We start from the raw sequence: 26,754 nt of genomic DNA on the forward strand, positions 1-26,754 counted from the left end.
TGTCATGGGCCTGGAAGAGATCAACGACGCCTTCACCCTGATGCATGAGGGTAAAAGCATCCGCAGCGTGGTCGTCTTCTAATGGCATGAACAGCCTGCCCAGCGCCTCGTCCGAGGCCATGACCATCGCCCTGATCGAGCGTTACTACGCTGCCTTCAACGCCAGAGACCGGTCAGCCATGCTGGCCTGCCTGACGGAGGATGTCGCGCATGACATCAACCAGTGTGAGCGGCAGCTGGGCAAGTACCCTTTCGAAGCCTTTCTGGCGCATATGGACCGCTGCTATGCCGAGCAGCTGGCCGATCTGACCATCATGACCAACCATGACGGCAGCCGGGCCGCGGCGGAGTTCACCGTCCATGGCAAATATCTGGTGACCGACGAAGGCCTGCCGCCTGCCACCGGGCAGCGCTATATCCTGCCTGCGGGGGCCTTCTTCACCATGCGCAACGGGCTGATCTGCCGGGTCAGCGTCTACTACAATCTGTCGGAGTGGAACCGGCAGGTTCTGGGCCTCTGATACGAAAAGGGCGGGCGACCTGATGGTCACCCGCCCTCTTTCCTGGTCAGCTTAAAGCCTTGCTCAGGCGCTCTTGGTGCTGGGCGTGTTGACGCCCATGCTCTGCAGATAGCGCTTGATGTTGCGCGCGGCCTGACGGAGGCGCTGCTCGTTCTCCACCATGGCGATGCGCACGAAGCCCTCGCCATCCTCGCCGTAACCCACGCCCGGCGCCACGGCGACATCGGCATGCGTCAGCAACTGCTTGGAGAACTCAAGGCTGCCCATATGCGCCAAAGCAGGCGGCAGCGGCGCCCATGCGAACATCGACGCACGCGGCGAAGGAATATCCCAGCCCGCACGGCCAAAGGCATCGACCATCACATCGCGGCGCTTTTGATACAGCAGCCGGTTGGCCTCCACGATGTCCTGCGGGCCATTGAGCGCCGCGCAGGTCGCCGCCTGAATCGGGGTGAAGGCGCCGTAATCGAGATAGGACTTCACGCGGGTCAGCGCCGCGATCAGCCGCTGGTTGCCCACCGCGAAGCCCACGCGCCAGCCGGCCATGGAGAAGGTCTTGGACATGGAGGTGAACTCCACCGCCACATCCTTCGCGCCCGGCACCTGCAGGATGCTGACCGTCGGCTTGCCGTCGTAATACAGCTCCGAATAGGCGAGATCGGACAGGATCCAGACCTTGTTCTCCTTGGCCCATGCCACCAGCCGCTCATAGAAGGCCAGATCGACGGTTTCCGCCGTGGGGTTGCTCGGATAGTTCACGATCAGGATCGAGGGGCGCGGCACGGTGAAGGCCATGGCGCGGTCCAGCGATTCCCAATAGCGCTCATCCGGCGTGGTCGGCACGGAGCGGATCGTGGCGCCCGCGATGATGAAGCCGAAGGTGTGGATCGGGTAGGAAGGATTGGGCGCCAGCACCACATCGCCCGGCGAGGTGATCGCCGTGGCCATGCTGGCCAGACCTTCCTTCGAGCCCATGGTCATCACGACCTCGGTCTCGGGGTCCAGCTCCACGCCGAAGCGGCGGCCATAGTAATTGGCCTGGGCCTTGCGCACGCCGGGAATGCCCTTGGAGGCCGAATAGCCGTGGGCAGAAGGCTTCTGGGCCACTTCGCACAGCTTGTCGATCACATGGGCGGGCGGCGGCAGATCGGGGTTGCCCATGCCAAGGTCGATGATGTCCTTACCGGCTGCGCGTGCTGCGGCCCGCATGCCGTTGACTTCGGCGATGACATAGGGCGGCAGTCGCTTCATGCGGTAGAATTCTTCGGACATCGGACCTTTCCTGGAGGCGCTGGGATGAAGAGTCTGGGGCGGCGCCTCACCGGCGCCCCAATGCGCTTTCGCAAGATTGCGGAAGCGATGGCAGACCCCATGCGCCAGAATCACCCCGAAGGCGAGAGAGGAGGCTAAAAAAATTGCCGAAATGCGCCGAAGCTCTTCCATCCCGCAGCAAGGCCGTTAGCATCAGCCCCAAGTCCTGCGGCAATCCTGTGAGGAAGCATCCCCAATGGTGACCAAAGCCCCGACTGACACGACGTCCGGCGATATCTTCTCCCAAATGATCGACACGATGGTCAAGCTGCCCACCCAGGCCGGGCAGCAATGGCTCGATTCGGTGATGCCCGGCCTGTCCCTGCCCTTTTCCAGCCCGCAGGAAGCCGGGCATTGGGCCGAGATCATGGGCAAGCTGCAGACCATGTGGCTCGATTTCCAGAACGAACAGGCCCGCAAGCTGGCCGCCGAAAAGCCCGCCATCCCCACCATGTCGGACCCGGCCAGCTGGATGGGCATGATGGAAGGCTGGTTCAACCTCTCGCCGCTGGCGCGCCCCGCCGTGCAGCAGAAACTGTGGACCGACAGTCTGAACCTGTGGGGCAAGATGGTCAGCCAATATGGTCTTGGCACCAAGGATCAGCCGGTCGATCTGCCGCGGGAAGACAAGCGCTTCGCCGATCCGCGCTGGCGCGACAATCCCTTCTTCGCGCTGATCCATCAGGCCTATCTGATGGTGGCCGAGGAGATCACCACCATGGCCGATACGGTCGAGGGCGTCGATCCCGTCAAGAAGGAGCAGCTGCGCTTCGCCACCCGCGCCCTGCTCGATGCGCTGAGCCCGGACCATTTCCCGCTGACCAACCCCATCGTCATGCAGCGCGCGCTGGAAACCAAGGGCGAAAGCCTGATCAAGGGCTTCTCCCATCTGCTCGACGATCTGCGGCGCGGGCAGCTGACTCACACCGATACGCAGGCCTTCCAGATCGGTGAGACCATCGCCGCCACGCCGGGCAAGGTGATCTTCGAACATCCGATGTTCCAGCTGATCCAGTACAGCCCCAGCACCGAAAAGGTGGATCAGATCCCGCTGGTGATCTTCCCGCCATGGATCAACCGCTTCTACATTCTGGACCTCAGCCCGCAGAAGAGCCTGGTCAAATGGTGCGTGGATCAAGGGATCACCACCTTCATGGTCAGCTGGAAATCGGCGGACGCCTCCATGGCCGAGGTGACCTGGGACCACTACATCGCCTGCCAGCTCGAAGCCATTGAGGTCATCCGCGACAGGCTGAAGGTGCCTGCCGTCCACACCGTGGGCTATTGTGTGGCGGGCACCACGCTGGCGGCCACACTGGCGATTCTGGGGCGGCGCGGCATGGCGGATCGCGTGGCGAGCGCCACCTTCTTCACCGCGCAGGTCGATTTCGAGAAGGCGGGCGACCTCAAGAATTTCATCGACGATCAGCAGATCGCCACCATCCAGTCATTGGGGAAGGAAGGCTTCATCGACGGGCGCTATATGGCGGCCACCTTCAACCTGCTGCGCCCCAACGATCTGATCTGGAGCTATGTCGTCAACAACTACCTGATGGGGAACGATTACCGCCCCTTCGACCTGCTCTACTGGAATGGCGACACCACCAATCTGCCCGCCAAATGGCACCACGCCTATCTTTGCGACCTCTATCGCGACAACCGGCTGGCGCAGCCCGATTCACTCGAGGCGCTGGGCACGCCGATCGATCTGGGCGACATCATCACCCCCTGCTACATTCAGGCGGGGCGTGAGGATCATATCGCTCCGCCCGAAAGCGTGTGGCGGATGAACGCCTTGCTGCCGCATGCCGACAAGCAGTTCGTGCTGGCTGGCTCAGGGCATATTGCGGGCGTGGTCAATCCGCCCGCCGCCAACAAATACCAGTACTGGACCCATGAGGGTTCTGCTCACACGCTGGACGACTTCATCGCCGGGGCCAGAGAGACTCCGGGCAGCTGGTGGCCGCACTGGCGTGCCTGGCTGGCGCAGCATGATTCGGCCACGGTGCCCGCCAAGGGCAAGCGCGTGCCCGGCGGACGCGGCGACAGCGTGATCGAGGACGCTCCGGGACGCTACGTAAAAGAGCGTTGAGCTGTCTTGATACTGCAGCATTTCCATCTTCGCTGCTGCAAAATACTTAGGGATTCTCCGGTGGTTGATGCCTTTGGGCAACAACCACCGGGCAGACATCGCTGTCAGCCCAAAATCCCTCATACTTGGGAACTTTCCTGTGTTTTTCGGGTTGTAGTCATGTCATGTTGCAGCGTGGCCGATGAGCCGCGCCCAGCCTTTGCTGCACTGCACAAAATTCACTTGACTCCAACCTCGCCATCAACGATTAGACAGAGCGCGATTTCTAAGGTCGCCAAAGCTGCATATTCCAATAGCTGCATTCGTGGATTGTTTCCGGGAAGGTTCGCCATGGCTATCAAGGCAAGCTCTACACCTCGGGCCAAGGGCGCGCGCAAGCCCGTTGCTCCGAAGGCCATTCCTGCCAAGCAGGCAGACCCCAAGACTGTTACCTCGAAGATCGAAGCGCCCAAGGCCGAGGCTCCCAAGCCCGCCGTGACGCCGCCTGCTGCGGCAACGCCTGCCGCCGCCAGCGCAGCCAAGCCTGACGCGCTGCTGGTGCCGGCCCCGCATGCAACTGCGGTGCCCGTGACCGCCGCGAAGGCAGAGGCCCCCAAGGCCGCGACCGCCGCTGAAACCGCACCAAAGGTCGCGGAAAAGCCGGTGGCCAGCCCCACCACGCCGAGCAAGCCTGCTGCCCCTGCCGCGACGGCAACGCCCGCCCCCAAGGCGGACGAGGTGAAGGCAGCTCCCGCCAGCGAAGCGACCAAGCCCGCCGTGAAGGCTCCGGCCTCGGCGGCGGCGAAGGTTGCCACGCCAGCCGCCAAAGCCGCGCCGGCAAAACCGGTGGCCGCCAAGGTGGCACCAGCCAAAGTGGAGCCAGCCAAGGCTGCTCCGGCGCAGCCCGCTGCCGCCAAGCCCGCCCCGGCGCCCGCCGCGGCCAAAACCGCTTCCCCCGCCCAACCCAAACCCGTCTCTCAGCCCAAGGAGTCCTTCATGTCCTCTCTGCCCAACTTCGACTTCAACGAAGTCTTCAAGACCTCTTTCGCCGACTTCCAGGAGAAGGCCAAGGCCGCTTACGAAAAGAGCACCTCCGCTTTCGGTGACTACAATGAGTTCGCCAAGGGCAACCTGGAAGCCATCGTCGAATCGGGCAAGATCCTGACCGCCGGCCTGCAGGAACTGGGCACCGCCCTGGTTGCCGACAGCCGCGAAGCCTTTGAAACGCTGACCAGCGAAGCCAAGTCGCTGGCCGCCGCCAAGACCCCCACCGACTTCCTGCAGATCCACTCGGACCTGCTCAAGAAGCACTTCGACAAGGCCGTGTCGTTCTCCTCGAAGCAGAGCGAAACCGTGCTGAAGCTGGCTGGCGATGTCGTCGCCCCGCTCTCCAGCCGCGTCAGCGTGGCTGTCGAAAAGGTGAAGGCCGCCGCCTGATCCGGTCTACCGGCTCCTGATGCCGGTGCGCGAAGATGGGCTCCGCCGATTTTCGCGCACCGCATCCGGGCGGTGACACAAGGCGGGTACGATACTGAGGCTTGGGATGGCCGGAGGCGATCCGGCATGCGCTGAAACCCGCTGACGGGCTTTTCACCGCGCAAAAGCCATCAGCGTGGCAGCCAACAGACAGAAAAAAGCGGGGCGCAATCCATGCGCTCCGCTTTTTTTGCGAAAGACCGGTTCCAACTTTTTCGCACGATCATCCGGGCCCCTCTATAAGGCACGGCCTTTCGGGCCTTTGCCTTCCCGGGCCGGTTCCGCCGATTCCGGCGCCTTTTCGGATCGACCGTTCAAGGCCAACAGCCCGAAAAAGGCGGCATCAACAGGCGCGCGCCTTTTCTGCGCCCAGCCAGCACCTTGCCCTCCACCCCCGGTTTGCGGTATTCTACAAGCTATGCCCCCATCCTCCACCCTGCCCAGCCCTTTGTCGGCGCGCCTGTCGCCTTGCGATGCAGCGCCGCTTTCCGCCCTCCGCTCGCCTTCGGTTCACGCCGCAACGCGCCCGGAAACGCGGGGCGCCGGGCGCGATACAGACACCGGCGGCCCGGGCCAGGTCGGTCTGGCCACCCGCGCCAAGGCCAAGCCCAAGAAGCCCAGCCAGTTCAAGGTTCTGCTGCTGAACGACGATTACACGCCGATGGAATTCGTGGTGATGGTGCTGAAGCGCTTCTTCGCCATGGATCTGGAGCAGGCCACGCGGGTGATGCTGCATGTCCACCAGCGCGGCGTCGGCGTTTGCGGCATCTTCCCTTACGAGATCGCCGAAACCAAGGTGAATCAGGTGATGGATTTCGCCCGCGAGAACCAGCACCCTCTGCAATGCACGCTTGAAAAGGCCTGAGCGCCAAACCCTTGCGCCACCGGCCACCCCCGCCCGCACCACGGACCAGCGCGCTGCCCCTTGCGCCGGGCCGCGCGCGCTCTTACTGCACAGGCCGGTTTGACCGCCTTTCCAGCCGCCCGGCTCCGGGCCACAGCTCTATGACTGGCCCTCTGTGAAACTTTTCACCGCCCTCGATCGCTATATCTTCCGGCTGGTGCTGATGCCGATGCTGGCGGTGTTCGTCGTCGCCGCATCGCTGCTGATGCTCGACAAGATGCTCAAGCTGTTCGATTTCGTCGGATCGCAGGGCGGGCCCGTGCAGGTCGTCTTCAGCCTGCTGATGAACATGGTGCCCGAATATGCCAGCCTGGCCATTCCGCTCGGCCTGATGCTGGGCGTGCTGCTGGCCTTCCGGCGTCTGGCCACCAGCAGCGAGCTGGATGTGATGCGCGCCGTGGGCCTCAGCTACACCCGCCTGCTGCGCGTGCCCTATCTGATGGCGGTGGTGCTGGCGGTCTGCAACCTGTTCATCGTCAGCTATGTGCAGCCCTATTCGCGCTATCTCTACGAGCAGCTGACCTTCGAGCTGTCCACCGGCGCGCTGGGCGCCTCGATCCGCGTGGGCGAGTTCAACACGCTGCGCGACCGCATGTCGCTGCGCATCGAACAGAGCCGCGACGAAGGCCGCGAACTCAACGGCATTTTCATGCGCGTGACCGAGCAGAAGGGCCAAGTCCTTTCGATCACCGCGCGGCAGGGCCGTTTCCTCGCGCTGCATTCCAACCCCGATACGGTGATCCTGCGCCTGACCGACGGTCAGATCGTGCAGAACCCGGTGGGCCAGCCGCCCCGCGTGCTCAACTTCACCCGCCACGATCTGCCCATCGACCTGCCCAGCGTGGAGAAATTCCGCATGCGCGGCGGGGTAGAGCGCGAATATTTCCTGCCTGAGCTGCTCAAGCTGGGCTGGGCCCCGGGCACCTCCGAGGAAACCCGCGCCATCGTGCGCGCCAGCCTGAACTATCGCCTCGCCGAAGTGGTGATGATCCTGCTGCTGCCGCTGCTGGCGGTGTCGCTGGCGGTGCCGCCCAAGCGATCCTCCTCCGCGCTGGGCGTGTTCATCTCCATTGTGATGGTGGTGGCCTATCACAAGGTCAACGAATATGGCGAGCAGGTCTCCAGCCTGGGCAAGATCGACCCGTGGCTGGGGCTATGGGTGCCCTTCGGCGTCTTTGCCGCGATCATCGTCTGGATGTACTGGACGCTGGCCTATGTGCCCGGCGGCCAGCCGATCGGCGCGCTGGAGCGCTTCTTCTCGAACATCGTGAAGCGCCTCACCCGCCTGATCGGCAAGAAGAAAATGAAGGGCTTCATCCCCGAAGCCGTCAATGTCGCCGATGATGAGGACGACCAGAAGGAACAGGCCGCGTGATCTCCCTCGACCTGTTTCCCTCGCGCACGCTGGCGCTGTATCTCTCGCGCCTGTTCATCACGCGCATTCTGGGCACGCTGGTGATGCTGGTGGTGGTGCTGCAGCTGCTCGACCTGCTGGGCGAAAGCGGCCACATCCTGGCCCACAAGGGCAATGGCGAGGCCCAGCTATGGACCTATGTGTCGCTGCGCGCGCCTCAGCTGGTGGCGCGCTTCCTGCCCTATTCGGTGCTGCTGGCCACGCTGTTCACCTTTTTCCCGCTGAACCAGAACAGCGAGGTCATCGCCATGCGCGCGGCGGGCCTCTCCGCCCACCAGATCCTTGCCCCCATGCTGGCCACCGCCATGGTGGTCTCCGGCATCAGCTTCACCTTCAACGAGACGGTCGTCACCCATGTGACAGGCCGGCTGAAGGCATGGGAAGCGGTGGATTACGGCGTGATCCAGCCCGGCAGCGCCACGCGCTCCAACGTCTATGTCGCCGATGGCCACAACATCCTCTATGTCGAGAGCCTGGCCAATGACGCCGATGGCACGCCCCGGATGACCAACGTCACCTGGTATCTGCGCGACACCAACGGCATGATCACCGGCAAGATCGACAGCCCCTCGGCCACCTATGCCAAGCCCGGCTGGACGCTGGCGCCGGGCACCGGCTTCGATGTCGCCAGCGCCACGCAGCGGCCCACGCAGGCGCAGGTCGTCGCCCCCAAGGTGACCCCCGCCCAGCTGGAAATCGCCAAGGTCGATGCCGATGGCATGAACATCTTCCAGCTCACCCACGCCATCAAGGCGCTGCGCGCCAGCGGCCGCCCCACCACCGAGCTGACCGGCAAATGGTGGCACAAATTCTCTGGCCCTCTGGCCGCGCTGCTGATGCCGCTGCTGGGCGCGGTGGCGGCCTTCGGTCTGGCCCGCTCAGGCGCGCTGCTGATCCGCGCCGTGGTGGGCATGGGCATGGGCTTTGCCTATTTCGTGCTGGACAATGCCGCCCTCGCCATCGGCAATTTCGGCGGTTATCCGCCGCTGATCGCGGCCTGGGCGCCCTTCTTCCTGTTCCTCTTCGTGGGCGAGACCGTCCTCATCAAAACCGAAGAGTAATTTTGTTGCCCCAAATCCGCCGCAATGATCGGCTTTAGGGGCAGCCATGGTCCGGCGTGCCACGCGCGATTCGCGCGGGCTCGCCGGTTTGACCCGGAACAACGACAGGCCAGAAAACGGCATGCAAGGGACTGCTTCCCAAGGCGGCCCGGTTGCGACCGCCGCCCCCAGCCGAGCTATGGCCCGAGAAGCACAGGAAGATCACAGTGTCCCAGACCCAAACCACAGATGAGGCCCGGCTGCCCTTCTGGAAGCGCTCGCACTATCTGGACCGCATGACGCTGCCCGAACTGGTGAGCGCCTATTTCCAGCATTACACGATCGTGGCCTATCTGGCGGTCGCGCTGGCCTCGCTGATGGTCTTCGCGCTGTATCCGGCGCCCCTGCTGCGCGCCGGCGGCGCCGTGCTGGCCGCCGTGGTGATCTATCCGCTGGTCTGGCACCTGCTGCACCAATATGTGCTGCACGGCCAATGGCCCTACAAGTTCAAGCTGCTGGCCTCCACCTGGAAGCGCATCCACTACGATCACCATCAGGACCCCAACCACCTCGAGGTGCTGTTCGGCGCGCTGCACACCACCCTGCCCACCATCTTCCTCGCCACGGCCCCCGTCGGCGCGCTGATCGGCGGCAAGGAGTTCTGGCTGGGCGGCGCGGCGATCGCCTTCGCCACCGGCATCCTCACCACCTGCTACTACGAGTTCATGCATTGCATCCAGCATCTGGCCTTCAAGCCGAAATGGAAGTGGGTGCAGCACATGAAGCAGCGCCACAACGAGCACCACTATTTCGACGAGGACGGCAACTTCGGCATCACCAACTATGCCTGGGACCGGATTCTGGGCACCTACTACGTGAAGAAGGACCGCCCCAAGCGCAGCCCCACCGTGTTCAATCTGGGCTACACGGAAGAGGTGGCCGTGAAGTATCCCTGGGTGAAGGAGCTGTCGGGCGGGATCGCCAGCGGTCATCCGCGTCGGCGCGGGATGGCCGATAAGGGGGACAAGGCTTAAGGAGAAGATGCGAGGGCCATCGCCCTCGCGCTCCCGTTAATGTCTACCTCAGCGCCACGGGTTCAGCCTTGCGCCCAGAATGCCGCGCCGCAACCAATATCCCTGCCCGACACCGACCGGATTTAGAGCCTGCAGCGCCATAGGTCACATAAGTGGAGAGGCCAAATCTCGTCAGTAGACCGAGCGCGAGGGCCCGGTGCATCTCTCTTGAGAGATGCGACCAACCAAAGACTCCACCCTCGCTTTTTCCTCTTTTCTTACCCCTTCCTTAACCCCTTCAACCCGTCTAAACCCCGCGCCGAACGCTTAGGGAGCATCACACAATGGCCGCCATCACCATCAGCCCGGTCACTACGAAGGCCGAGCGTGGCCAGTGGGTCGATTACGTCTACAAGGCGAATGCGGGCGATCCGAATTTCGTCCCCCAATTGCGTGGGGAAGAGCTTGAGAAGATCACCGCCGGCGGCAATCCGTTTCATGAACATGCCAAGTGCCAGTTCCTGCTCGCCAGGCGCGATGGCGTCATCGTGGGCCGCATCGCCGCGCTGATCGACGAGCAGGCGCTGGGCCAGCCGGTGGAGCAGGGCATGGGCCCGGGCACCGGCAACTGGGGCGCTCTGGAAGCCGAGACTCAGGACATCGCGCATCAGTTGATCGCCGCGGCGGAGTACTGGCTGCGCGCTCAGGGCATGACGCGCGTGCTGGCGCCGATGAACCTCTCCGTGTGGGAAGAGCCTGGCCTGCTGGTGAAGGGCCATGACCATCCGCCCACGGTGATGATGGGCCACCAGAACCCCAAGTTCCAGCCCTGGATCGAGGCGGCGGGCTACATCAAGGCCAAGAACCTCCAGACCTATGAGCTGGACATCACCAAGGAATTCCCGCCGCTGATCCAGCGCATCGTCGCCAGCGGTGAGAAGAACCCCAAGATCAATGTGCGCAATGTGGTGCTGAAGGATTTCGCGAAGGAAGCCGCGATCATCCTCGACATCCTGAACGATGCGTGGAGCGACAATTGGGGCTTCGTGCCGATCACCGATTCCGAGGTGGCCTACACCGGCAAGAAGCTCAAGCCGCTGATCAAGGCCGATCTGGTGCAGATCGCCGAGTATGAGGGCGAGCCGGTCGCCTTCATGATGACCCTGCCCGACATGAACGAGGTGCTGGCCAAGATCGGCCCCAAGCCCTCGCCGCTGGGCTGGATCAAGCTGCTGCTGTGGATCTGGCGCCCCCGCGTGAAGACCATGCGCGTACCGCTGATGGGGGTCCGCAAGAAGCTGCAATCCAGCCGTCTGGCCAGCCAGCTGGCTTTCATGATGATCGAGTATATCCGCGCCAATTCGGTGGCGAATTACGGTGCGAGCCGTGGTGAGATCGGCTGGATTCTTGATGACAATCAGGGAATGAACTCGATCGCACGTGAAATTCATTCCGTGGTTAACAAAGAGTACAGGATTTACGAAAAGGCGCTGTAAGACTTTTGAGCGCGGCATCGGCCTGTTTTCCCCGCCCTGCATGGCATTTCCGGCAGGGTCGGGAGGGCATTTCAGCCTCTTGGTGCGCCGCCCAAAATCCTCGTAAAAACCCATAATTCAAACAAAAAGGCCCCTGCCAGCTGGGACAGGGGCCTTTCCGGGATCGCATCACCAGCCGCTGTGGACGGGAGGGGGGTCTCGGCGGTGACAGGGATGAAACGTCGCTCCCCCGCGACGGTTCCCGTCTTTTGAAGAATTATTCATGCTGCCTTTGCGGGCATCGCTGCTAAAGTCTCGCAACAGACTTCATGCCCCTGCGTCAAGCAAGGCGCAGCGACATGCGCGGAGGATTCTTATGCCGCTCGGCACCCAACTCGCCCCCCAACTGCCCTATCTGCGGCGCTATGCACGCGCGCTCTGCGGGAATCAGGCGGCAGGCGATACGCTGGTCGTCACGCTGCTCGAAGCGGCGCTGGCCCAGCCGGAACTGCGCGCCAGCCTGCAGGGCGGCCGTATCGCGCTCTATCGCGCACTGGGTCAGGTGTGGAACAACGTCCATCAGGGCGAACTCTCCAACCTGCCCGAAGGCACGGCGGAGAAAGCGGCCCAGTTGCGCCTCTCGCGCATCACCCCCCTCAGCCGACAGGCCCTGCTGCTCACCACGGTGGAGGATTTCACCGTCGCCCAGGCCGCCGATATCCTCGAAGTCTCGGTGCAGGAGGCTCAGGCGCTGGTTTCCACCGCCCTCACCGACATCGCGCGTGACGCCACCACCGATGTGCTGATCATCGAGGACGAGCCGCTGATCGCCATGCAGCTGGAGGACATCGTCAAAGCGCAGGGCCACCGCGTCTGCGCCACCGCCGCAACGCGCACGCAGGCGGTGGAAGCCATCGCTCACAGCCGCCCCGGGCTGGTTTTGGCCGATATCCAGCTGGCCGACGGCAGCTCGGGCGTCGATGCGGTGGACGATATCCATGCCGTGATCGACGTTCCCGTAATCTTCATCACCGCCTATCCCGAGCGTCTGCTCACCGGCGACCGCCTTGAGCCGACATGGCTGGTGACCAAGCCCTTCCGCGAGGCCAGCGTCACCACCGCCATGGCGCAGGCGCTGTTCTTCCGGGAGCCGGAGCCTTTGAAGGTGGCAGAAGGGTAAAGAGAGGATGCGAGGGCCATCGCCCTCGCGCTCCCTTTAATGTCCGCTTTGCGTATCGGGTTCAGCTTTGCGTCCAGATTGCGGCGGCGCAGGCGGAGAGCCCAGGCATAAGGATCGGGCGCCACCGCCCCCTCGTCGGAAGACGGAATGAGAGCACGAGGGGGTAACCCCCTCGCATCTTATTTTTGCTTTCCTTGCCCATTCTGCTGCCTGGAACGGATGCTAAACGCCACCGGCGCCCGCACCGGAACCATCAGCGTGCAGCGCACCCCGGTCACCGCGAAATCCAGCTGCACGCCATGGCCCAGCTCATGCGCCACGATCTTCTCGATCAGATCCGTGCCGAAGCCCCGGCTGCGCAAGGCGGGCACCGGCGGGCCATCGCTTTCCTGCCAATGGACCTGCACCACGCCCTCGCCGGCCATCGCCCATGACACCTCGACCCGCCCCATCGCCACGCTGAGCGCGCCATATTTCGAGGCATTGGTCGCCAGCTCATGCAGCGCCAGCCCCAGAGACAGCGCATCATTGGGCGCCAGATCGACCTCGGGCCCGCTCAGCGCCACCGCGGCGTCATCGCCGCGCGTGTAGGGGGCAACCTCGGCCAGCACCACGTCGCGCAGGGCCGTGGGGCCCCATTCGCTGTTGGTCAGCAGGTCATGCGTGGCGGAAAGGGCGCGGATACGGCCCTGCAGGCCCTCGACAAATTCGTCCAGACCGGTGGCCCGCCGCTTGGTCAGGGCGATCAGCGAGAGCACATTGGCCAGCGTGTTTTTCACGCGGTGATTCAGCTCGCGCGTCAGCGAGGCGCGAATCGAGGCCTGTTCGCGCAGCCACAGCAGCGCCTCGCGGTCCTGCTCGGCGCGGCGGCTGACGATGCGGGCCACCACGGCCAGCAGCAGGGCGATGGTGGTGCCCAGCATCAGCGCCACCCATGCGGTGCGGGTCAGCCCCCCCTCGGGCGCGTCCACCGCAACCAGCAGACGCCGCCCGCCCAGAGTCAGCGCCTGAGTCGCCACGGGATGCATCACGGCACCTTGCGCGCCGGTCTGGGCGATCAGGCGGGAGGATTCCAGCGCGCCATCGTAGAGGCGCACCTCGAGATCCTCGATCTTCTCCAGCACCACGATGGAGCTGAGAAAGGCCCCGGCGTTGAAAGGCGCGCTGATAAAGCCGCGCGGCAGGTCGGTCATCCCGGGGCCATAGACGGGCATATAGAGCAGGAAGCCCTGCCATTCGCCCGCGCGCGTCTGCATGATCAGCGAAACCGGCCCGCTCGCGGTCAGTTGCCGCCGGGCGATGGCCTGATCGATCACGGCGCGGCGCTTGGGCTCGGAATAGGAATCGAAGCCCAGCGTGGGCTGGTTGCGCTCGTTCATATCGGCGATGAAGCCGATCGGCACCACCATCTTGCGCGAAGGGTCCAGGGCGGGATGAACGGTATAGCTCTCATTCCCCGCCGCGCGCATCCGCTTCTCGAAGGTGGGAACCTGCTCGGGTTTCAGCACCGGCAGCCAGCCGATGCCCAGCGCGCCGTGATAATCGGCATCGTCCAGCAGGCCCCCGGCGATGGAGGCGAAATCCTCGGGCGTGGGATCCTTGCGCGTGCCCAGCATCAGCGAACCCGCGCGCAGGTAGGAGACATAGGAATGGGCCCGCCGGTCCAGCGCGGTGGCCACCACGCTGGCGGCGGCGCGGGCCTGCCCTTCGCGGCGCTGATCCTCGGATCTTTCGATGGCCCAGACGCTCAGCACGGTCATCACCATGGCGAGGGCGAAGGTGCTGATGGGCACGAGCCTTGGAAAACGCTCATACCAGCGTTGTTCCAGATCTCGTTCGGAAACACTCAGATTCACGCACAACCCCGCCGGTGCCTCCCGGGAAGCGGACAGGCCGCAAGCGCCGGGACAGCCGCTTTCCCCCTGCCAACCGGTGGTTGGCCGATTGGTTCCCGGCTTTGCAATGTGTTAGCTTTCGGCACAGCGATGAACAAGGGCATGATGAACAAGTGCTTGCCGTAAGGCTTACAATCTGCAACCGATCGGGAAACCGGCGCCCTTCCCCCCCTTCGCGCCCGATGTTGCTGAAAGCAGGAGCCTATGCCCGACAAGGATCTTCCGCCCAGCGGGTCCGCTCCCCCCACCGAGCAACCGACTCCCCCGGAGATGGCCGAGGGCCTGTCTCACGCCCTGCGCGCGATGTATGAGCAGGTGGTGGACGAGCCCCTGCCCGACAGTTTCGCCGATCTGCTGTCCCGGCTGGACGACAGCGATGGCTGATCCGCAATCGGCTCCCCCCCCGCCGATGGACTCCGGCGCCTTCAAGCGCGAACTGACCGAGACGATCCCGCATCTGCGCGCCTTCGCCCGTGGCCTGTGCGGTCGCAGCGACCTGGCCGACGATCTGGTGCAGGAGGCGCTGATGCGCGCCTGGGCCGCGCGGGACCGTTTCACCCCGGGCACCTCGATGCGCGCCTGGACCTTCACGATCCTGCGCAACATCTATCTCACCGAAATGCGCCGCAACCGCTTTCGCGGCGATTACGACGACACCACCGCCGAGCGCATTCTGGTGGCGCCCGCCGGGCAGGAAGCCCCGCTGCATCTGGCCGATCTGCATCGCGCGCTGCTCTCGCTGGCACCCGAGCGGCGCGAGGCGCTGCTGCTGGTGGGCGCGGGCGGCTTTTCCTATGAGGAAGCCGCTGAAATCTGCGGCTGCGCGGTGGGCACGATCAAGAGCCGCGTGGGCCGCGCCCGCGCCGCTCTGGCCGCGATGATCGACAGCGGCCAGCCGGTGGGCGACGGCGACAAATCCGCCATCGACGCCAGCGGCGCGATTTTGAGCGAGTTGGGCCTGATCGCCAGCCGCAAGCCGGGGCTGGAACCGAAAGGAGACGATCAGGACTCGAACGAGGACTGATCTCTCCTGCCACGATCCACCAGCGCGGCCACAACGACATCCATCGCCACATTGCCCACGGTGCGGGTGATATCGGGCAGCATATCCACCGCCACCAGCAGCGCCAGCGGAGCAATCGGCACCCCCATCGCCAGCGCCACCGGCCCCACCGCCGAGACGAAGCTGATCGCGCCGGGCAAGGAGGGCGAGCTGATCTCGGTGATCGCCGCCACGATGGCCCCGGCGATCAGGATCGCGGGGGAGAGCGTGATGCCGGTCAGCTTGGCGACATAGATCGCCACCGCCAGATTCATCGCCGGGCCCGTCGCGCGGAACAGCGCCACGCAGAGCGGCAGGGTGAATTCGGCGCTGCCCGTGCTCACGCCCAGCTTGCGGCAGGCCGTCAGCATCGCGGGCAGGCTGGCCAGCGAACTCTGGGTGGAAATCGCCACCGCCCCCACCGGCATCAGCGCCCGGCAGTAAGCGCCCAGCGCCAACCGAGCGCCCAGCAGAGCCAGCACCGGCGCCGCCGCCAGCACCGCCCAGCCCATCATGCTGACGGTGATGACATAATGCGCCAGCACCCCCAGCGCCTCGGCGCCGGTGCGCGCGCCCAGATCGAGCGACAAGGCAAACACGCCGATCGGCGCCAGCTTCAACACCCAGCCGATCATCACCATCATCGCGCCAGCCAGTGCCTCGAAGAGGTCCGTGAGATGCTGGCGCGGCGCCGGGGCCAGACGTGAGATCGCCATGCCAAACAGGCTGAAGAAGGCCACGCAGGGCAGCATGGCATCGCTGGCCGCCGCCGCGAAAATGTTGGACGGCAACAGGGAGAGCAGGAAATCTCCCAGCCCCGGCACCGGCGCATCCTTGCCCGATGCGCTGGCCAGCACGCCCTGTGCGGCCTGCGGCACGGGCCATGCCTCCAGCAACAGCGGCATGGCGACTGCAGCGAAAAAGGCGCTGGCGAAATAGATGCCGAAGATCCAGCTGAGCACCCGGATCGCCTGCTTGCCCGCGCTGGCCGCCGCCATCATCTGCACGATGCCCACCACCAGCAGGGCGGAGACCAGCGGCAGGATCGTCATCTCCAGCCCCTTGAGCCACAGCCCGCCCAGCGGCGCCAGACCCTTGGCCACCGGCGCCAGCACCGGCCAGCGCGTCACCGCGAGGCCAGCCAGCAAACCTGCCCCCAAAGCCCCCAGCGTCAGCCCCGTATTGACCTGTATATCGGGCAGGGCAGCATCGCCACGGGATGCGCCTTCCGGTTCATTCGACACGATAAGGCCCCTTTTTGGCTTGCCCGCGCGGCTTTCATCGATCACCACGCCATGGCAAACCATACGCAAAAGACGCTCAGCTCCAAACAGGAACACCATATGGCACGGCACTATTTCGGCACCGACGGCATTCGCGGACGCACCAATGCGGGCGTGATGACGGCGGATATCGCGATGAAGGTCGGCCAGGCCGCCGGCACCCGCTTCCTGCGCGGCAAGCACCGCCACCGCGTGGTGATCGGCAAGGACACGCGGCTCTCAGGCTATATGCTGGAAAACGCCATGGTGGCGGGCTTCACCAGCGTGGGCATGGATGTGGTGCTGCTGGGCCCCATGCCCACCCCCGCCGTCGCCTTGCTGACGCGCGAATTGCGCGCCGATGTGGGCGTGATGATCTCGGCCAGCCACAACCCCTTCGAGGACAATGGCATCAAGCTGTTCGGCCCGGACGGCTTCAAGCTCTCCGACGCCGATGAGGAAGCCATCGAGGTGATGCTGGGCCAGAACCTGCCGCTGGCCGAAAGCGACCTGATCGGCCGCGCCCGCCGCATCGAGGACGCGCGCGGGCGTTATATCCACGCGGTGAAGGGCTCGGTTCCGCAGGATGTGCGGCTCGATGGGCTCAAGATCGTGGTCGATTGCGCCAATGGCGCGGCCTATCAGGTGGCCCCCTCTGCGGTGTGGGAACTGGGCGCGGAGGTGATCACCATCGGCGTCCAGCCCAACGGCAAGAACATCAATCTGAAATGCGGCTCCACCCACCTCGATCTGGTGAAGGAAACCGTGGTGGCATCGGGCGCGGACATCGGCATCGCGCTGGATGGCGACGCGGACCGCCTGATCGTGGTCGATGAAAAGGGCCAGACCGTCGACGGCGACCAGATCATGGCGCTGATCGGCACCCAGCTGGCGGCACAGGGCGAGCTGCGCGGCGGCGGCGTGGTGGCCACGGTGATGTCCAACCTGGGCCTCGAACGCTTCCTCGGCGGCCAGGGCCTGACTCTGGAGCGCACCAAGGTGGGTGACCGCCATGTGTTGGAGCGCATGCGCAGCGGCGGCTTCAACGTCGGCGGCGAGCAGTCCGGCCATATGATCATGCTCGACCACGCCACCACCGGCGACGGCACCATCGCTGCGCTGCAGGTGCTGACCGCGCTGGTGAAATCCGGCAAGCGGGCGAGCGAGCTGCTGCATCTCTTCGATCCCGTGCCCCAGCTGCTGAAAAACGTCCGCTTCTCGGGCGGCAAGCCGCTGGAGGCCGACAAGGTGCAACTGGTGATCGCCGAGGCGGAATCGCAGCTGGCCGGCAAGGGCCGTCTGGTGATCCGCGCCAGCGGCACCGAGCCCGTGATCCGCGTGATGGCCGAAGGCGACGATGCCGCCGAAGTGGAGCAGGTGGTGGATGCGATCTGCGATGCGGTTCGGGAAGCAGCGGCTTAAGGGTTAAGGGGAAGTTGCGAGGGGGTTACCCCCTCGCGCTCCCGGGACGTCTTCCGGCGAGATGGCAGTGGCGCCGCATCGTGGCGCTCCGCCTCTCCACCTGCGTTTGGCGCCGCAGGCAATCATTTTCTGCCTGCGGCGCTGCGACGTTGCGCCAAGGCCGAACCCTTGGCAAAAACGCAGACAGTAAAGGGAGCGCGAGGGTGATGACCCTCGCATTTCCTCCTTATCTTCAGGAGCCGAGAAAAATGCTCGAAATGCGCCCAGATTGCGAGACATGCGGCACCGCTTTGCCAGCCGAGGCGCCGGGCGCCTTCATCTGCTCCTTCGAATGCACCTTCTGCGCCGAATGCGCCGAGGATCTCGACGAACAATGCCCCAACTGCGAGGGCGAGCTGATGGATCGGCCTACCCGCGCGAAAAAGCACCACGCCAAGCACCCGCCCAGCACCGTGAAGCACTTCAAGGGATGAGCAGCCCCGCGCGTATGAAGCCTGCAAGGATTTTGGCAATTGCCGGGTCTGATTGCTCCGGTGGGGCGGGCCTTCAGGCGGATCTCAAGACCATCATCATGCTCGGCGGCTATGGCATGAGCGCCATCACCGCCATCACCGCGCAGAACACCATCGGCGTCTTCGCGGTGGAGGCGCTGTCGGCGCAGATGGTCGGCGCGCAGGTGGATACCTGCGTGGATGATATCGGCGTGGATGCAGTGAAGATCGGCATGCTGGGCAGCGCCGCCATCGCTCATGCCGTGGCCGACCGGCTGGAAAAGCTGAGCGTGCCCGTGGTGTTCGACCCTGTGATGGTCGCCACCAGCGGCGGCGTGCTGGCGGATGGCCCCACGCGTGAGGCCTTCGGGCGGCTGATGGCGCTGGCCACGCTGACCACGCCCAATGTGCCCGAACTGGCAGCTCTGGGCGGGGCAGAATCGCTGTCGGGCATTCCCTATCTCGCCAAGGGCGGCGATGCGGAAGGCGCGCTGGTTGAGGATCGGCTCTGCCTGCCGGGCGCTGAGCCGATGGTCTGGCATTCCGAGCGGATCGAAACGCGCCATAGCCACGGCACCGGCTGCTCGCTGGCCAGCGCGATTGCCACGGGGTTGGGCCAGGGGCTCGATCTGGTGGCCGCCGTGGAGCGGGGACGCAGGTTTGTGCGTGAAGCCCTGCTGGCCGCTCCGGGGTTCGGGGCGGGGCATGGGCCTTTGGGACATGAAGCAGTTAAAGGTTTTTAGAAAAAGGATAATGCGAGGGTCATAACCCTCGCGCTCCCTTGAGTGTCTGCGTGGCGCCACGGGTTCGGCGACAGCGCTAACGCCGCCGCGCCGCAGGTGGAGCGTTCAGGCGCTTCACGTCGGTGCCCCTGCCCTCTCGTCGGAAGACGAAATGGGAGCGCGAGGGGGTAACCCCCTCGCCCTTATCCTTTTTTCAACTCCTCAATCTTCCGAAGGCTGATACGCCACGCCATAAAAATCTGCGATATGCTGCCAGGCGTCCTCGGCGGTTTCAACCAGCGTGAACAGCTCCAGATCCTTGCGGTTGATCACGCCTTCCTCGACCAGAGCGTCGAAGTTGATCACGCGATGCCAGAAGTCGCGGCCGAACAGCAGGATGGGGATGGGCTTCATCTTGCCGGTCTGGATCAGGGTCAGCAGTTCGAAGAACTCGTCGAAGGTGCCGAAGCCGCCCGGGAACACCGCCACGGCGCGGGCGCGCAGCAGGAAGTGCATCTTGCGCAGCGCGAAATAGTGGAACTGGAAGGCCAGACGCGGCGTCACGTAAGGATTGGGCGCCTGCTCATGGGGCAGCACGATGTTGAGGCCGATGGTCTCCGCGCCCACTTCGGCGGCGCCACGGTTGGCGGCTTCCATGATCGAGGGCCCGCCGCCCGAGCAGATCACGAACTGGCGCATGCCCTTTTCCACGACGGCGGCCTGGCTGGCGATGCGGGCCAGCTTGCGGGCTTCCTCATAGTAATGCGAGTTGGCCGCCAGCTTTTCGGCGGCAGTCTTTTCCTCGGGGGTGTTGGCGGCCTCGATACGGGCCTGCGCCTGCTCGGGCGTGGGGATGCGGGCCGAACCGTAGCACACCAGAGTCGAGCCGATCCCGGCCTCTTCCAGCAGCATTTCGGTCTTCAGCAGTTCCAGCTGAAAGCGCACGGGACGCAGCTCTTCACGCAGCAGGAAATCGGTGTCGCGGAAGGCCAGCTTGTAGGAGGGGCTCTGCGTCTGCGCGGTGTGGTGACCATGCGATTCGACGAAACCGGCTTCCTGCTCGGCCTTGTAGAAGCGGTCGTGGGATAGTTTTTCTTCTTCGGTCATCTGCTTGCTTTCGAACGTTCACACTCTTATCGGCCCAAAGCATGAAAAGCCGGTGACCGACCTGCCGGGAGCCCTGCGGAGGGTGGAAACGGCGCCAGAGCGATTATGTTGCTCCATCCGCCAAAAAACGCACATGATCGTCCTATTCGGCAAGCATTTCAAGAGGGAACTCCGGAAAGACGCCTATTTCAGCTTCAGCTTCTTGAGCGCGCGCCAGGCATAGGCCTTGGCGCGGTTCTGGGCAGGCCAGCGGCCCGGTAGCGCGGGCGAGAGGCCCCAGCCGCGCAGCACGCCGTTGAAGGCACGCGCCGCGCCCTCCTCATAGCTCCATTCGGAACGCCAGGTGATCGAAAGCGAAACCGAGGGCACCGGCCCGTTGCGCACGAAATGCGGCGCCATCACCGGCACCATCAGCCCCTGCCCCGGCGCGAGGGCAAACTCCTTGCCGCCCGCCAGCATCTCGTCCCGCCATGTCAGTTCGCGGCCCCCGCCGGTGTGATAGGCCTCGTGGATTTCGGCGGCGGCATAGAAGGGGTCGCCCGCCGGGAACTGGGTCATCACCTTGGTACCGCGGATCTGCATCAGGATGTTGTGTTCGGGGTCGAAATGATAGGGCGTCACCGCATTGGGCGAGGACACGAAGACAAAAGCCTGAGGCGTATGGATCGCCCCGGTGCGTGGCTCGATGGCGGCGCGCAGCTCGTCGATCACCGAGAGCAGCAGCGCGCGATAGGCGGGATCCTGCTCGATGAAGGTCAGCGCCACCCAGCAGCCGGCCGTGTCGATCTGGCGGATGGCGTCGGCGGCGCTGATGCTGGGCACGGGCGGCTTGCCGGTGACGCCGATGGGCTGGGCGGCATAGGCATGCTCGATGTTCTTGGCGGGCAGACGCTCGGCCAATTGCGCCAGCGCTTCCAGCTCCATCAGCGGATGGTCGCAGAGCTGATGCTCGATGATATGCGGCACCTCGGGATAGAGGCCCGCAAATGTCTCGACAGCATGGGGCGGCAGATGACGCATAAAACCCGTTCCTGTGGTCTTCAATCAGAGGCTTGCGTAACGTGCAGAACCGAAGGAACCCCTAACGCAAAAGCGCGCGACCGGCCTGCCGATCGCGCGCCTTGAGGCTTGGGGCTGAGGCTGGCTCAGTCCTTCTTTTTACCGAAGCGACGGCGCGCCGCCACCGCGGCAACGGCGCCGCCGAACAGCAGGAACATCGGCGGAGCCGGCACCGGCGTCGGATTGTGCGGGTGATGATGCCAGCCGCCGCTCGTGGTCGTGCTGCTGGTGGTCGTGGTGCTGCCGCCGGTCGTGGTGGTGCTGCCGCCCGTGGTGGTGGTCGTGCTGCCACCGGTCGTCGTCGTGGTGCTGCCGCCCGTGGTCGTGGTGGTCGTGCTGCTGCCGCCGGTTGTTGTGGTGGAACTGCCGCCCGTCGTGGTGGTGGTCGTCGTGGTCGACGTTGAACCGCCATTGGAGCCCGAACTGGAGCTGGAGCTGCTGCTCGAACTCGAGCTTGAACTGCTGGTCGATCCCGAGGTGGAACCGGAACCGCTGGTCGAGCCCGAGCCGCTGGTGGAACCCGAACCGCTGCTGGTCACGATCACCGTGCTGCCGCCGCCACCGGCGCCGCCGAAGAAGCCGCCAAAGAAACCCCCGCCCGAAGAGCCGCCGCCATTGCTGACGACGCGCACGCGATCCTCACCGCCGCCAGGGCCGACATCGGGCGCGACAGGCACGAAATTGGCAGGCGGCAGGCCCGGAGGCGGCACCGGCACCATCGCCACCTGAGGCGGCGTGGGCGTGCAGCAGGGGGCGTGATGGCGGGGCGGCACATAGGCCACATGGTGGACAGGCTTGTGAACCACCGTCTTGGGGTGCTTCACATATTGCGGCTTGCCGGCGGCCATCTTCTCGGCGACGTGAACGGCGCCGCCACTCACCAGCGCGCCGCCGGCGATCACCATGGCCAGTTTTGCGATGCCCACTCGAACCGACATAGTCCAATTCCCACTGTTACCGGGCCACCATCGCCCCGGCGCCCACCCCTGGGCCCCTTAGCGCAAAACCCTTGAGAAGTGTTTCACGCCGGGGAACCCACGAGAGGGCTCGCCTTAGCTTTCTACAAGCCCCAAGCATCGCGCGCAGACAACCTGATTCCAGCGCGCGGGCCTGTCCCGTTTCGGGATTTGACAGTTTGGCGGGGCTTGGGCAAGCCTGATGTCCCGCTGCGGGACAGCGGATGGGGTGAGGTGTTTACGGGGTGAGCCGTTTTCCGGGCGCTCTAATCGTCTTCCGATTCAAACAGACCGGTCTGAGATGACGCCTGCGAAGACGGGGGGGTGAGCCCCAGATGCTGCCAGGCACGGTCGTTCAGGCAACGCCCGCGCGCGGTGCGCGCCACCATGCCGAGCTGGATCAGATAGGGCTCGATCACCTCCTCGATGGTGTCGCGCGGTTCGGAAAGGCCCGCCGCCATGGTTTCCACGCCGACCGGGCCGCCCTTGTAGATCTCGGCGATCATCTGGAGATAGCGGCGGTCCTGCAGATCGAGACCGAGGCTGTCCACCTCCAGCCGGGTGAGGGAATCATCGGCAATGGCGCGGGTGATCGCCGGGCTGCCCGCGACATGGGCGAAATCGCGCACGCGGCGCAACAGGCGACCGGCCACGCGCGGGGTGCCGCGCGAACGGCGGGCGATTTCGGTGGCGCCGTCCTTCTCGATGCCGATGTTCATGAGGGCGGCAGCGCGGGTGATCACGCGCTCCAGTTCGGGCACGGTGTAGAATTGCAGGCGCACGGGAATGCCGAAGCGATCGCGCAGCGGCGTTTGCAGCAGGCCCATACGCGTCGTGGCGCCAATCAGCGTGAAGGGCGGCAGATCGATCCGCACCGAGCGCGCCGAAGGCCCCTCGCCGATCATCAGATCGAGCGCGCGGTCCTCCATGGCTGGGTACAGCACCTCTTCCACCGCCGGATTGAGGCGATGGATTTCGTCGATGAAGAGGACATCGCCCTCCTCCAGATTGGTGAGCAATGCGGCCAGATCGCCCGATTTGGCGATGACAGGCCCGGATGTGGCGCGGAAATTAACGCCCAGTTCGCGCGCGATGATCTGGGCCAGCGTGGTCTTGCCCAGGCCGGGAGGGCCGAAAAACAGCGTATGGTCCATCGCCTCGCCGCGCGATTTGGCGGATTCGATGAAGACGCGCAGATTGTCCTTGGCCGCCACCTGCCCGACGAATTCGAGCAGGGATTTGGGGCGCAGCGCGGCGTCTGCATCCTCGATCTGGCGATGGGCGGAGAGGAGGGGGTTGTCGGTCATTTAATTCGCCGGCTCATATTCATAGCATAAAACGCCGATCAAAAGAGGATTAACTGCCTCCTTCACATTTTTGTTCACAGACAGAACCGCAATAACTTGCTTCTCTTTGACGATCAAGGGTGGATTAGAAGAGTATGGATTACTCCACGAATCCATCTGATATTTTCCGCCATTTTCTCCATACGGATTCCATATGGATTCAAAATTATACTTTGAACCAAAATTACCATATTTATTAAATATACTATCCTGATCGTATCTATCAGCTATTTTTCCAAGATACTTACCATCTTGCGTTACAATGATCGCACCATCAAAAATCTGGCAAGCTGCATTCGCTGCCTTCGCCGACGGCACATGGCCGATGCTCAACATCGCCACGACACTCAGACAGATCGAAAATCTTGCCATCACCCCGCCGCCTTCTTCAGCGCCACGCGGATCAGCGTGTTCAGCCCGGCGTCCTCGCCCATTTCCTCGATGGCCGCCGCCACGGCCTGAGTCGCCACAGCAGGCTTGAAGCCCAGATTCAGCAAGGCCGAAACCGTGTCGACGCCCACATTGCCTTCCGGCACAGCGCCGCCGCCCGACACCGTCACACCGGCAGGCGAGGTGAACATCATCCCCCCCGCCTTGTCCTTCAGTTCATTGACAATGCGCGCCGCCAGCTTGGCCCCCACGCCATTGGCCCGCGCGATCATCGCCGCATCGCCATGGGCACAGGCCTTCTGCAGCTCTTCAACCGTCAACGCGGACAAAATCGCCAGCGCCACCTTGCTGCCCACGCCCTGCACATGCGTCAGGAGGCGAAACCACGCCCGCTCGCCCGCGCTGGTGAAGCCGATCAGGCGCATGTCCGTCTCGCTCACCTGCATTTCGGTATGGGCGGTAACCTTGTCCCCCCGCACGCCGAAAGCCTGCAGCGTCCGCGCCGAACAGAACACCATATAGCCCACGCCATTGACGTCGATCACCGCCCAGTCAGGGCCGAAGTCGTCAAGTATGCCTGTCAGTTTTGCGATCATGGCTTATGGCTAGCGGAAGTGGAACGATTTGGGAACATTTTTAAGAAGGGAGAAAGAGGAAATGCGAGGGCCATCGCCCTCGCGCTCCCTTTACTGTCCACGTTGGCGCATCGGGCTCGGCCTTGCGCCCAGATTGCCGCGCCGCGGGCTTTCAGCCGATAGAAGGCGCAGGAATTTCCTGCCTGCGGCGCCTTTTGTGGTGCTGGTGGAGAGTTTTTGGCGCAACGGTCGGGTGCCACTTCCCGCGCGTCGGAAGACATCATGGGAGCGCGAGGGGGTAACCCCCTCGCATCTTTCTTCTCTTACCGATGGCTACCCAGATGATGCGCATGGGTAATCGCCACGGCCAGGGCATCCGCCGCATCCTCGCCCTTCAGCTTCACGCCGGGCAGCAGTACGCCCAGCATCGCCTGCACCTGCCCCTTGGCCGCGCCGCCGGTGCCGACCAGCGCCTTTTTCACCACTTTCGACGGATATTCCGAAATCTGCAGCCCCGCCCGAGCCAGAGAGACCAGCGCCACCCCGCGCGCCTGCCCCAGCTTCAGCGTGGACTGCGGATTCACGTTGACGAAAATCTCTTCCACCGCGCTGAAATCGGGCTGGTACTGGGCGACCACGTCGGTGATCACGCGGTCCAGCTCCAGCAGGCGCTCGGCCATGGGGGCCTGGATGTCGGTGCGCACCTGCCCGTTGGCGACATGGCTGATGCGGCTACCCGATTTGGCGATCACGCCCCAGCCGGTGACGGTGAGGCCGGGGTCGATTCCCAAGATAATCACAGTTTAAGCCCCCAGCGGGTGCCCCAATGCACCATGCCCAGATAGAGAAGGATCGTCAGCAGGCCCCCCGCCACCAAGGCAGGCCAGAAGCCCACGCCCTGCCGCAGCAGCGCCGGCACAGCCAAAAACATCGGCAGCGAGGGAATCACATACCAGAAGGTGGCCTGCGCATGGGCGGCCATGGCCTCTGCATCGGGGCGGGCGTGCCAGAGGAAGATCATCCCCAGCACGGACACCAGCGGCAAAGACGCGACAAGCGCGCCCATGGTGGGAGCGCGCTTGCCGATTTCCGCGATGGTGGCGATGATCGCCCCGGCCAGCAGGGCCTTGGCGATCATCTGGACCACGGGCGGGATCACCGGGTTTTAGCCCAGCTTTTCCATCACCTCGTCGGGGATTTCGTAATTGCCCCAGACGGTCTGCACGTCATCGTCATCGTCCAGCACGTCGATCAGCTTGAGCAGCGTGGCGGCGGTGTCGGCATCGACGGCGGTCTTCAGGGTCGGACGCCAGGCCAGCTTCACGCCCTCGGCCTCGCCCAGGGTCTTTTCCAGCTCGCGCGCGACGGGGTGCAGAGAATCAACGGCCACCCAGATCTGGTGGCTGCCGGGGTTCTCGTCGCCATCGCCCATATCGGATTCGACGTCTTCGGCGCCGGCCTCGATGGCGGCTTCGAGCACCTTGTCCTCGTCACCCACGCTGGCGGGGTATTCGATCAGGCCGAGGCGGTCGAAACCGTGGCTCACCGCGCCGCTCGCGCCCAGATTACCGCCATTCTTGGCGAAGGCGGTGCGCACGTTGGTGGCGGTGCGGTTGCGGTTGTCGGTCAGCGCTTCCACGATGATCGCCACGCCGCCGGGGCCGTAACCCTCATAGCGCACTTCCTCGTAGTTCTCGCCGTCGCCCTTGCTCGCCTTGTCGATGGCGCGCTGGATGTTGTCCTTGGGCATGGACTGCGCCTTGGCCGCGTTGACGGCAGCGCGCAGGCGCGGGTTCATGTCCGGATCGGGCATACCCATCTTGGCCGCGACGGTGATTTCGCGCGACAATTTGGAAAACTGCGCCGAACGCTTCTTATCCTGAGCGCCCTTGCGGTGCATGATGTTCTTGAATTTGGAATGGCCTGCCATGGTATCCGCTTTGTCTTGCCTGAGGCTGTGGTTGCAAGCCCCCTAGCGAAACTGCGCCATAAGGGCAATCGGAAGCCGTTTTTCGGCTTCTTGTCGCCAATCTGCCACGCAGATTGCAACGCGGCACCGGTTCACGCCTCCGGCCTGGCCAC

The 26,754-nt window shown here is 64.4% G+C and carries 26 protein-coding genes; 14 read left to right on the forward strand and 12 right to left on the reverse strand.

What is annotated here, in order from left to right; translation table 11 throughout:
• The first annotated feature begins 119 nt into the window (after positions 1-119).
• Complete coding sequence (locus tag SR3_RS23410; RefSeq protein WP_068091355.1) at positions 120-521, forward strand: ketosteroid isomerase-related protein; 402 nt, start codon at positions 120-122, stop codon at positions 519-521.
• A gap of 63 nt (positions 522-584) precedes the next feature.
• Here the strand turns inward: SR3_RS23410 and SR3_RS23415 are convergent, their stop codons facing one another.
• A complete protein-coding gene (locus tag SR3_RS23415; RefSeq protein WP_068091259.1) occupies positions 585-1,793 on the reverse strand; it encodes an LL-diaminopimelate aminotransferase in 1,209 nt (402 codons plus the stop codon).
• 235 nt (positions 1,794-2,028) lie between these two features.
• On the opposite strand from SR3_RS23415, the gene SR3_RS23420 reads away from it, so the two are divergent.
• The 8 genes from SR3_RS23420 (at position 2,029) to SR3_RS23455 (ending at position 12,405) form a co-directional block, all read left to right on the forward strand.
• On the forward strand, positions 2,029-3,924 hold the full coding sequence (locus SR3_RS23420; protein WP_068091263.1) for a PHA/PHB synthase family protein: 1,896 nt from the start codon (positions 2,029-2,031) through the stop codon (positions 3,922-3,924).
• Between the two features lie 330 nt (positions 3,925-4,254).
• Positions 4,255-5,340 carry a phasin family protein gene (locus SR3_RS31575; protein ID WP_068091271.1) on the forward strand — a complete coding sequence of 362 codons (1,086 nt, stop codon included), beginning with the start codon at positions 4,255-4,257 and terminating at the stop codon, positions 5,338-5,340.
• A 457-nt stretch (positions 5,341-5,797) separates the two neighbouring features.
• Entirely contained in the window at positions 5,798-6,244 is a 447-nt protein-coding gene (clpS, locus tag SR3_RS32855) for an ATP-dependent Clp protease adapter ClpS (protein ID WP_084455862.1), read from the forward strand.
• A 154-nt stretch (positions 6,245-6,398) separates the two neighbouring features.
• Positions 6,399-7,658: an LPS export ABC transporter permease LptF gene (gene lptF, locus SR3_RS23435; RefSeq protein ID WP_068091273.1), complete on the forward strand. Its 1,260-nt coding sequence runs from the start codon at positions 6,399-6,401 to the stop codon at positions 7,656-7,658.
• On the forward strand, positions 7,658-8,758 hold the full coding sequence (gene lptG, locus SR3_RS23440; RefSeq protein ID WP_068091362.1) for an LPS export ABC transporter permease LptG: 1,101 nt from the start codon (positions 7,658-7,660) through the stop codon (positions 8,756-8,758). The genes lptF and lptG overlap by 1 nt, the downstream gene beginning before the upstream one ends.
• A 275-nt stretch (positions 8,759-9,033) precedes the next feature.
• Positions 9,034-9,771, forward strand: a complete 738-nt coding sequence (locus tag SR3_RS23445; protein ID WP_084455865.1) for a sterol desaturase family protein — start codon at positions 9,034-9,036, stop codon at positions 9,769-9,771.
• A gap of 323 nt (positions 9,772-10,094) precedes the next feature.
• A complete protein-coding gene (locus SR3_RS23450) occupies positions 10,095-11,246 on the forward strand; it encodes a hypothetical protein (protein ID WP_068091282.1) in 1,152 nt (383 codons plus the stop codon).
• A gap of 355 nt (positions 11,247-11,601) precedes the next feature.
• The gene (locus tag SR3_RS23455) at positions 11,602-12,405 is read left to right on the forward strand and encodes a response regulator (RefSeq protein WP_068091285.1); all 804 of its coding nucleotides are present in this window, start codon (positions 11,602-11,604) and stop codon (positions 12,403-12,405) included.
• Between the two features lie 179 nt (positions 12,406-12,584).
• Here the strand turns inward: SR3_RS23455 and SR3_RS23460 are convergent, their stop codons facing one another.
• The gene (locus SR3_RS23460; RefSeq protein ID WP_068091289.1) at positions 12,585-14,198 is read right to left on the reverse strand and encodes a CHASE domain-containing protein; all 1,614 of its coding nucleotides are present in this window, start codon (positions 14,196-14,198) and stop codon (positions 12,585-12,587) included.
• 306 nt (positions 14,199-14,504) lie between these two features.
• Between SR3_RS23460 and SR3_RS32515 the strand changes: the two genes are divergently transcribed.
• Positions 14,505-14,684, forward strand: a complete 180-nt coding sequence (locus SR3_RS32515) for a NepR family anti-sigma factor (protein WP_068091292.1) — start codon at positions 14,505-14,507, stop codon at positions 14,682-14,684.
• Positions 14,677-15,324: a sigma-70 family RNA polymerase sigma factor gene (locus tag SR3_RS23470; RefSeq protein ID WP_068091294.1), complete on the forward strand. Its 648-nt coding sequence runs from the start codon at positions 14,677-14,679 to the stop codon at positions 15,322-15,324. Before SR3_RS32515 ends, SR3_RS23470 begins: the two co-directional genes overlap by 8 nt.
• Here the strand turns inward: SR3_RS23470 and SR3_RS23475 are convergent.
• Positions 15,303-16,586, reverse strand: a complete 1,284-nt coding sequence (locus tag SR3_RS23475) for a dicarboxylate/amino acid:cation symporter (protein WP_245654069.1) — start codon at positions 16,584-16,586, stop codon at positions 15,303-15,305. The genes SR3_RS23470 and SR3_RS23475 overlap by 22 nt on opposite strands.
• Positions 16,587-16,685: 99 nt before the next feature.
• On the opposite strand from SR3_RS23475, the gene glmM reads away from it, so the two are divergent.
• The 3 genes from glmM to thiD all read left to right on the forward strand — a co-directional run bounded on the left by glmM (position 16,686) and on the right by thiD (position 19,260).
• Positions 16,686-18,026 (forward strand): phosphoglucosamine mutase, encoded by a 1,341-nt coding sequence (gene glmM, locus SR3_RS23480; RefSeq protein WP_068091296.1) that lies wholly within the window; start codon positions 16,686-16,688, stop codon positions 18,024-18,026.
• A gap of 248 nt (positions 18,027-18,274) precedes the next feature.
• Positions 18,275-18,499: a DUF1272 domain-containing protein gene (locus tag SR3_RS23485; RefSeq protein ID WP_068091298.1), complete on the forward strand. Its 225-nt coding sequence runs from the start codon at positions 18,275-18,277 to the stop codon at positions 18,497-18,499.
• Positions 18,500-18,513: 14 nt separating this feature from the next.
• The gene (gene thiD, locus SR3_RS23490; protein ID WP_068091301.1) at positions 18,514-19,260 is read left to right on the forward strand and encodes a bifunctional hydroxymethylpyrimidine kinase/phosphomethylpyrimidine kinase; all 747 of its coding nucleotides are present in this window, start codon (positions 18,514-18,516) and stop codon (positions 19,258-19,260) included.
• 201 nt (positions 19,261-19,461) lie between these two features.
• On the opposite strand, the gene SR3_RS23495 is transcribed toward thiD, so the two are convergent.
• From SR3_RS23495 to SR3_RS23530, 9 genes are all read right to left on the reverse strand, one after another.
• Positions 19,462-20,346, reverse strand: coding sequence for an LOG family protein (locus tag SR3_RS23495; protein ID WP_068091304.1), 885 nt, complete (start codon positions 20,344-20,346; stop codon positions 19,462-19,464).
• A 183-nt stretch (positions 20,347-20,529) separates the two neighbouring features.
• Positions 20,530-21,366: a cupin domain-containing protein gene (locus SR3_RS23500; RefSeq protein ID WP_068091305.1), complete on the reverse strand. Its 837-nt coding sequence runs from the start codon at positions 21,364-21,366 to the stop codon at positions 20,530-20,532.
• A gap of 125 nt (positions 21,367-21,491) precedes the next feature.
• Positions 21,492-22,343 (reverse strand): PEP-CTERM sorting domain-containing protein, encoded by an 852-nt coding sequence (locus SR3_RS23505; protein WP_245654070.1) that lies wholly within the window; start codon positions 22,341-22,343, stop codon positions 21,492-21,494.
• Between the two features lie 284 nt (positions 22,344-22,627).
• Entirely contained in the window at positions 22,628-23,668 is a 1,041-nt protein-coding gene (ruvB, locus tag SR3_RS23510; protein ID WP_068091312.1) for a Holliday junction branch migration DNA helicase RuvB, read from the reverse strand.
• On the reverse strand, positions 23,669-24,079 hold the full coding sequence (locus tag SR3_RS31585; protein ID WP_157099069.1) for a hypothetical protein: 411 nt from the start codon (positions 24,077-24,079) through the stop codon (positions 23,669-23,671).
• Positions 24,079-24,693, reverse strand: coding sequence for a Holliday junction branch migration protein RuvA (gene ruvA / locus SR3_RS23515; RefSeq protein WP_068091320.1), 615 nt, complete (start codon positions 24,691-24,693; stop codon positions 24,079-24,081). Before ruvA ends, SR3_RS31585 begins: the two co-directional genes overlap by 1 nt.
• 302 nt (positions 24,694-24,995) lie before the next feature.
• Positions 24,996-25,472, reverse strand: a complete 477-nt coding sequence (gene ruvC, locus SR3_RS23520) for a crossover junction endodeoxyribonuclease RuvC (RefSeq protein ID WP_068091322.1) — start codon at positions 25,470-25,472, stop codon at positions 24,996-24,998.
• On the reverse strand, positions 25,469-25,819 hold the full coding sequence (locus SR3_RS23525) for a DUF3147 family protein (protein WP_068091366.1): 351 nt from the start codon (positions 25,817-25,819) through the stop codon (positions 25,469-25,471). The genes ruvC and SR3_RS23525 overlap by 4 nt, the downstream gene beginning before the upstream one ends.
• 18 nt (positions 25,820-25,837) lie before the next feature.
• Positions 25,838-26,602 (reverse strand): YebC/PmpR family DNA-binding transcriptional regulator, encoded by a 765-nt coding sequence (locus SR3_RS23530; protein ID WP_068091324.1) that lies wholly within the window; start codon positions 26,600-26,602, stop codon positions 25,838-25,840.
• Positions 26,603-26,754: the final 152 nt, after the last annotated feature.

Source organism: Novosphingobium rosa NBRC 15208, from assembly GCF_001598555.1.
GTDB lineage: Bacteria > Pseudomonadota > Alphaproteobacteria > Sphingomonadales > Sphingomonadaceae > Novosphingobium > Novosphingobium rosa.